Origin of the sequence: Enterobacter sichuanensis (assembly GCF_002939185.1) — a bacterium.
Classification (GTDB): Bacteria; Pseudomonadota; Gammaproteobacteria; order Enterobacterales; family Enterobacteriaceae; genus Enterobacter; species Enterobacter sichuanensis.
Window position 1 is genome coordinate 65,213 of the sequence record NZ_POVL01000021.1, and the last position, 6,345, is coordinate 71,557.

The 6,345-nt window shown below is 58.5% G+C and carries 5 protein-coding genes; 1 reads left to right on the forward strand and 4 read right to left on the reverse strand.

All coding sequences use genetic code 11. The features are described 5' to 3' along the window. Nucleotides 1-97: 97 nt before the first annotated feature. The 3 genes from C5687_RS11515 to C5687_RS11525 form a co-directional block, all read right to left on the reverse strand. Nucleotides 98-1,063 carry a TerC family protein gene (locus C5687_RS11515; RefSeq protein WP_104556971.1) on the reverse strand — a complete coding sequence of 322 codons (966 nt, stop codon included), beginning with the start codon at nucleotides 1,061-1,063 and terminating at the stop codon, nucleotides 98-100. Nucleotides 1,064-1,314: 251 nt separating this feature from the next. After that, nucleotides 1,315-2,313, reverse strand: a complete 999-nt coding sequence (locus tag C5687_RS11520; protein ID WP_104556972.1) for a Gfo/Idh/MocA family protein — start codon at nucleotides 2,311-2,313, stop codon at nucleotides 1,315-1,317. Nucleotides 2,314-2,383: 70 nt separating this feature from the next. After that, nucleotides 2,384-2,887, reverse strand: a complete 504-nt coding sequence (locus tag C5687_RS11525) for a YgjP-like metallopeptidase domain-containing protein (protein ID WP_104556973.1) — start codon at nucleotides 2,885-2,887, stop codon at nucleotides 2,384-2,386. Between the two features lie 85 nt (nucleotides 2,888-2,972). On the opposite strand from C5687_RS11525, the gene rlmG reads away from it, so the two are divergent. Beyond that, entirely contained in the window at nucleotides 2,973-4,109 is a 1,137-nt protein-coding gene (gene rlmG, locus C5687_RS11530; protein ID WP_047959510.1) for a 23S rRNA (guanine(1835)-N(2))-methyltransferase RlmG, read from the forward strand. Between the two features lie 75 nt (nucleotides 4,110-4,184). On the opposite strand, the gene C5687_RS11535 is transcribed toward rlmG, so the two are convergent. Then, entirely contained in the window at nucleotides 4,185-6,206 is a 2,022-nt protein-coding gene (locus tag C5687_RS11535; RefSeq protein ID WP_104556974.1) for an NADPH-dependent 2,4-dienoyl-CoA reductase, read from the reverse strand. Nucleotides 6,207-6,345: the final 139 nt, after the last annotated feature.

Below are 6,345 nucleotides of genomic sequence, written 5' to 3' on the forward strand. Positions count from 1 at the left end.
CTATTGATTAACGAAAATGCCGGGTGGCGCTGCACTTGCCCGGCCTACGGGGTGACGTTGTAGGCCCGGTAAGCGCAGCGCCACCGGGCAAAACGTACTAAGCCTGCTGCTTCTTATCGTGCTGGCGGTTAACCCAGGTATTGATAATCAGCGTCACGATCAAAATGCCAAACACCACGCCGAGCGAGATGGCGATCGGGATATGGTAGAAATCAACGATCAGCATCTTGATACCGATAAACACCAGGATCACCGACAGGCCGTACTTCAGCATTGAGAAGCGCTCCGCCGCGCCTGCCAACAGGAAGTACATGGCGCGCAGACCGAGGATCGCAAACAGGTTTGAGGTCAGCACGATGAACGGGTCGGTGGTCACCGCGAAAATAGCCGGGATACTGTCCACAGCGAAAATCACATCGCTCAGCTCAACCAGAATCAGCACCAGCAGCAGCGGGGTGGCAAACAGCAGACCGTTCTTACGCACAAAGAAATGCTCGTTCTCGATCCTGTCGGTCATGCGCAGATGTCCACGGATCCACTTCACCAACGGACGATCGCCAATCGCGGAGCCGTCCTCTTTCGCCAGCGCCATTTTGACCCCGGTAAACAGCAGGAACGCGCCGAAGACGTACAGCAGCCATTCGAACTGGGTAATCAGCCAGCTACCGGCGAAGATCATAATGGTACGCAGAACAATCGCGCCCAGCACGCCGTACACCAGCACGCGGCGCTGCAGGGCAGCAGGTACGGCAAAGTAGCTGAACAGCATCAGCCAGACGAAGACGTTATCGACTGCCAGCGCTTTTTCAATCAGATAACCGGTGAGGAAGGCGAGCGCCTGAGGATCGGCCACTGCCCTGCCCTCGGTGGAGGCCAGATACCACCAGAAGGCGGCGCAGAAGAGCAGAGAGAGGGTAACCCACACCAGCGACCAGACGGCGGCCTGTTTCATGGTCATACCGTGCTCGCCGCGACGCCCCTGCAAAAAGAGGTCGATCGCCAGCATGATGAGCATGATAACCGCGAATCCGCCCCACAACATTGGAGTGCCGACAGAATGCATACTATTTTCCTTACACATAAAAAACAAAAACGGCTATGGTCAGAAGACGATAGCCGTTAGCTTTTTATGCATAGACCTCGCCTTCCGGCAAGGTCTCACTTACAACCACGAGGGTTGCCCGGCGACCGGATGCGGTTTTGCACGCATCGTAATGACGATCCACCGGCGAAGAAGTTACTCCCCTTTGCAGGTAACAAAATATGTCAGACCATTGGTTTCGTCAATGGTCTGCGCCGTTTCATTACACAGCTTTACGCGATAGCGTTCGCGCTCACGCCGTCTGCCGGGAACACCACGCCGGTCTGACGGCGGATCTCCGTTTGCAGTTTCGACGTGCTGCGGCTCACCGCGAGTCCCGGGTGATTCACTTCGTTGTCTTCCACCAGGCGGGCGAAGACCTCTGCCTCATAGAGCATAGTGTTTATATGCTGAGGCTGCGTCAGCTCCTGCGCTTTACCGCCGCGCGGCACAAAGCTGACCTTCTGGCACTCTGAGATCTTCTCGATCACCAGCGACCCGGCTTCGCCCTGAATTTCGCTCGGCAGCACGGAATCGCTGACTTTGGAGTGCTGCAGCGTGACGCTGAAATCACCGTAATCCAGCACCACTAACCCGTGTGCATCCACGCCGCTCTCCAGCAGGCTGGCCTGAGCGCTTACGCTGTGCGGCTCGCCCCACAGCGCCACGGCGGAGGCCAGGCAGTAAAAACCGATATCCATAATCGAGCCGTTCGAGAAGGCCGGGTTAAAGGTGTTCGGGTTCTCGCCGTCCAGGTAGCGCTGGTAGCGCGACGAATGCTGGCAGTAGTTGATAAAGGCTTTACGCATCTTGCCAATTTTCGGCAGCGACTGCTGCAGCAGCAGGAAGTTTGGCAGGCTGGCGGTTTTGAACGCTTCGAACAGCACCACTTGGTTTTCGCGGGCCAGCGCGATGGCGGCTTCCACTTCATCGATGTTCGACGCCAGCGGCTTCTCGCAAATCACATGCTTTTTATGGCTGAGGAACAGCTTCGTTTGCGGGAAGTGCAGAGAGTTCGGGCTGGCGATATACACCGCGTCAATGGCGTCGCTTTGCGCCATGTCATCAAGCGAGGTGAAGAGATGCTCAACGAGGTAGTCGTTGGCAAAGCTCTGCGCCTGCTCAAGGCTGCGGGAATAGACTGCGGTAAGTTTAAGTTTGCCGGTTTCGTGGGCGGCGTCGACGAACTGGCGCGTGATCCAGTTCGTACCAATGACTGCGAAACGTATCATAAACGTTTACGTACTCCGTAGCGGGGAACCTTTAGCCACTGTAGCACGTCATCATGACAATTCGCGTGCGCTACTGCGCATTACCTTTTAACGATAAATGCGTCAGCCACAGACGGGTATCAAATTCCAGCTGGTGGTACTGCGGCTCCATGTGGCAGCACAGGGAGTAAAACGCTTTGTCGTGTTCTTTCTCTTTCAGGTGCGCCAGTTCGTGCACCACGATCATTCGCAGGAAGGCTTCCGGCGCGTTGCGGAAAACCGTCGCGACGCGGATCTCGGCTTTTGCTTTCAGCTTGCCGCCCTGCACGCGGGAAATGGCGGTGTGCAGGCCGAGCGCGTTTTTCAGCACATGGATCTTGTTGTCGTACATCACCTTATTGATCGGCGGCGCGCTCTTCAGATACCGGTTTTTCAGATCCTGCGTATACTGCCAGAGGGCTTTATCGGTCGCGACATCGTGCGTGCCGGGGTAGCGTTTTTCCAGCACCGCGCCCAGTTTTTGCTCGGCAATTAACGAGCGAACCTGGGAAAGCAGATGTTCCGGGTAGCCCTGGAGATAAGTCAGCTGGTTCATCAAAACCCCAAAATAAGTTGAAAACGGGTATACTCACGCACCCTTTTCAGGGATAACGCCGAAATTTTACCATTCAGGAGGGCCGATGAGCCACTTAGACAACGGTTTCCGTTCACTCAACCTTAAACGTTTCCCGGAGACGGACGACGTTAACCCGCTTCAGGCGTGGGAAGCGGCGGATGAATATCTGCTGCAGCAGTTGGATGAGACTGAAATCCGCGGCCCGGTTTTGATCCTGAATGATGCCTTTGGCGCACTGGGCTGTGCGCTGGCGGAACACGCGCCGTACAGCATCGGCGATTCTTACTTAAGCGAGCTGGCAACGCGTGAAAACCTGCGCCATAACGACATCGAAGAGTCCAGCGTGAAGTTCCTCGACAGCACCGCGGACTACCCGCAGGCGCCTGGCGTGGTACTCATTAAAGTGCCAAAAACCATGGCGCTGCTGGAGCAACAGCTGCGTGCGTTGCGTAAGGTCGTGACGCCAGAAACCCGCATCATCGCGGGTGCCAAAGCGCGCGATATTCACACTTCGACGCTGGAGCTGTTTGAGAAAGTCCTTGGCCCAACCACCACCACGCTGGCATGGAAAAAAGCGCGGCTGATCAACTGTACGTTCAGCGCGCCCGATCTGGCCGACGCGCCGGACACGCTGAGCTGGAAGATGGAAGGGACCGGCTGGACCATCCATAACCATGCGAACGTCTTTTCCCGCACCGGTCTGGATATCGGGGCGCGTTTCTTTATTGAGCATCTGCCGGAAAATCTGGAAGGGGAGATTGTCGATCTGGGCTGTGGTAACGGCGTGATTGGCCTGACGCTGCTGGCGAAGAACCCGGAGGCCAGCGTGGTGTTCAGCGACGAATCGCCAATGGCGGTGGCCTCCAGCCGTCTGAACGTGGAAACCAACCTGCCAGAGGCGCTGGACCGCTGCGAGTTTATGATCAACAACGCGCTGTCCGGCGTAGAACCGTTCCGCTTCAACGCGGTGTTCTGTAACCCGCCGTTCCACCAGAAGCATGCCCTGACGGATAACGTCGCCTGGGAGATGTTCCACCACGCGCGCCGCTGTCTGAAGATCAACGGCGAGCTGTACATCGTCGCCAACCGCCATCTGGACTACTTCCACAAGCTGAAGAAGATTTTCGGTAACTGCGTCACCATTGCGACCAACAACAAGTTTGTGGTGCTGAAAGCGGTGAAGCTGGGGCGTCGTCGTTAAGATTGAGAGCGGTGCGGCCTGATGCCCTCACCCCAACCCTCTCCCACAGGGAGAGGGAGCAAACCCGGCAATGTCCTAGATCGCCAGAGCTAATTTTGTCCCCTGCGCAATTGCCCGCCGCGCATCCAGCTCCATCGCCACGTCGCACCCGCCAATCAAATGCACTGTTTTCCCCGCCTCGCGCAGCGGATCTACGAGATCCCGCTTCGGCTCCTGCCCGGCACATAAAATGACATGATCCACGCGCAGCAGTTGCGACTCACCGCCGATCGTGACGTGCAGGCCCTCATCGTCGATCTTCTGGTAGCTCACCGCCGGGATCATCTTCACTCCACGCGAGAGCAGGGTGACACGGTGGATCCAGCCGGTGGTTTTGCCCAGCCCTTCGCCTGGCTTACTGGCTTTACGCTGGAGCATCACTATCTGCCGTGGGCTTTTTGGCAGCTGGGGGCCTTCCGGGCGCAGGCCGCCGGACTGGTTCAGGCTGGTGTCGATCCCCCATTCCACGCAAAATTCGGCAATGTTCTGGCTGGTGGCCTCGCCCGGCTGGCTTAAGTACATGGCGGTATCAAAGCCGATCCCACCGCAGCCGATAATCGCCACTTTCTCCCCAACCGGTGCTTTGTCACGCAGCACGTCGAGATAGCTCAGGACCTTCGGATGATCGATACCCTCGATCGCAGGCGTGCGTGGGGCGATCCCGCTCGCCAGGATCACCTCGTCGAACGCCAGCAGATCGGCCGCTTTTACCCACTGATTGAGCCGCAGATCCACGCCCGTCAGGTCGATCATCCGACGGTAGTAGCGCAGGGTTTCATAGAACTCCTCTTTGCCGGGGATCTGTTTGGCGATATTAAACTGCCCGCCAATTTCGCCGGCCGCATCAAACAGCGTCACGCTGTGCCCGCGCGAGGCGGCATTGACCGCAAATGCCAGGCCCGCCGGGCCAGCGCCCACGACGGCCAGGCGCTTTTTAGTGACTGCCGGAATGACCGGCATTTTGGTTTCATGGCAGGCGCGCGGGTTGACGAGACAGGAGGTGACCTTGCCGACGAAGATCTGATCCAGACAGGCCTGGTTACAGCCGATGCAGGTGTTGATCTCATCCGCACGGCCGCTTTGCGCTTTGGACAGCAGTTCGGCATCGGCCAGGAACGGCCGCGCCATGGAGACCATATCGGCATCCCCGCGCGATATCACATCGTCCGCCACCTGCGGGTCGTTAATACGGTTGGTGGTGACCAGCGGAACAGAGACTTTCCCTTTCAGCTTGCGCGTCACCCAACTGAACGCCGCACGCGGTACCGGGGTGGCGATGGTCGGGATACGCGCCTCGTGCCAGCCAATACCGGTGTTAATAAGGGTGGCGCCGGCGGCTTCAATCGCCTGCGCCAGCTGCACGGTTTCGTCGAAGGTGCCGCCGCCCTCCACCAGGTCGAGCATCGACAGGCGGAAAATAATAATAAAATCAGCCCCCGCACGTTCGCGCACCGCGCGTACCACCTCCACGGCAAAGCGCATGCGGCGGGCATAGTCGCCGCCCCATTCGTCGTCACGCTGGTTGGTGCGCGCGGCGAGGAACTCGTTAATCAGATAGCCTTCGGAACCCATGACCTCGACGCCGTCATAACCCGCCTCACGGGCCAGCGCGGCGCAGCGTGCGAAGTCGTCAATCAGCGCCAGGATCTCGTCGTGGCTGAGGGCATGGGGCGTGAAACGGTTAATCGGCGCCTGAATGGCGGAGGGGGCCACCAGATTCGGCTGGTAGCTGTAGCGCCCGGTGTGGAGGATTTGCAGGGCGATTTTGCCGCCCTCGCGGTGTACCGCGTCGGTCACCATGCGGTGGTGCGGCAGCTGTGACGCATCGTTTAACACCGCGCCGCCCTCCATGCCGACGCCGGAAGGGGCAGGGGCCACGCCGCCGGTGACAATCAGCGCCACCCCGTGGCGCGCGCGCTCGGCATAGAAGGCCGCCAGACGCTCGGCCCCGTCCGGATGCTCCTCCAGTCCGGTGTGCATCGAGCCCATCAGCACGCGGTTTTTGAGGGTGGTGAACCCCAGATCGAGGGGGGCGAATAACGACGGGTAGCGGCTCATAGTCTCTTCCAGTGTAAAATTATTGTTATGTGGTCGGATGAGTTACTAATTTAGCCAGCGGCAGCAGAAAGGTAAAAGCGGGATCGAATGATTGTGATAGATCTCAAAGAACTTCTCCCCTCACCCTAACCCTCTCCCC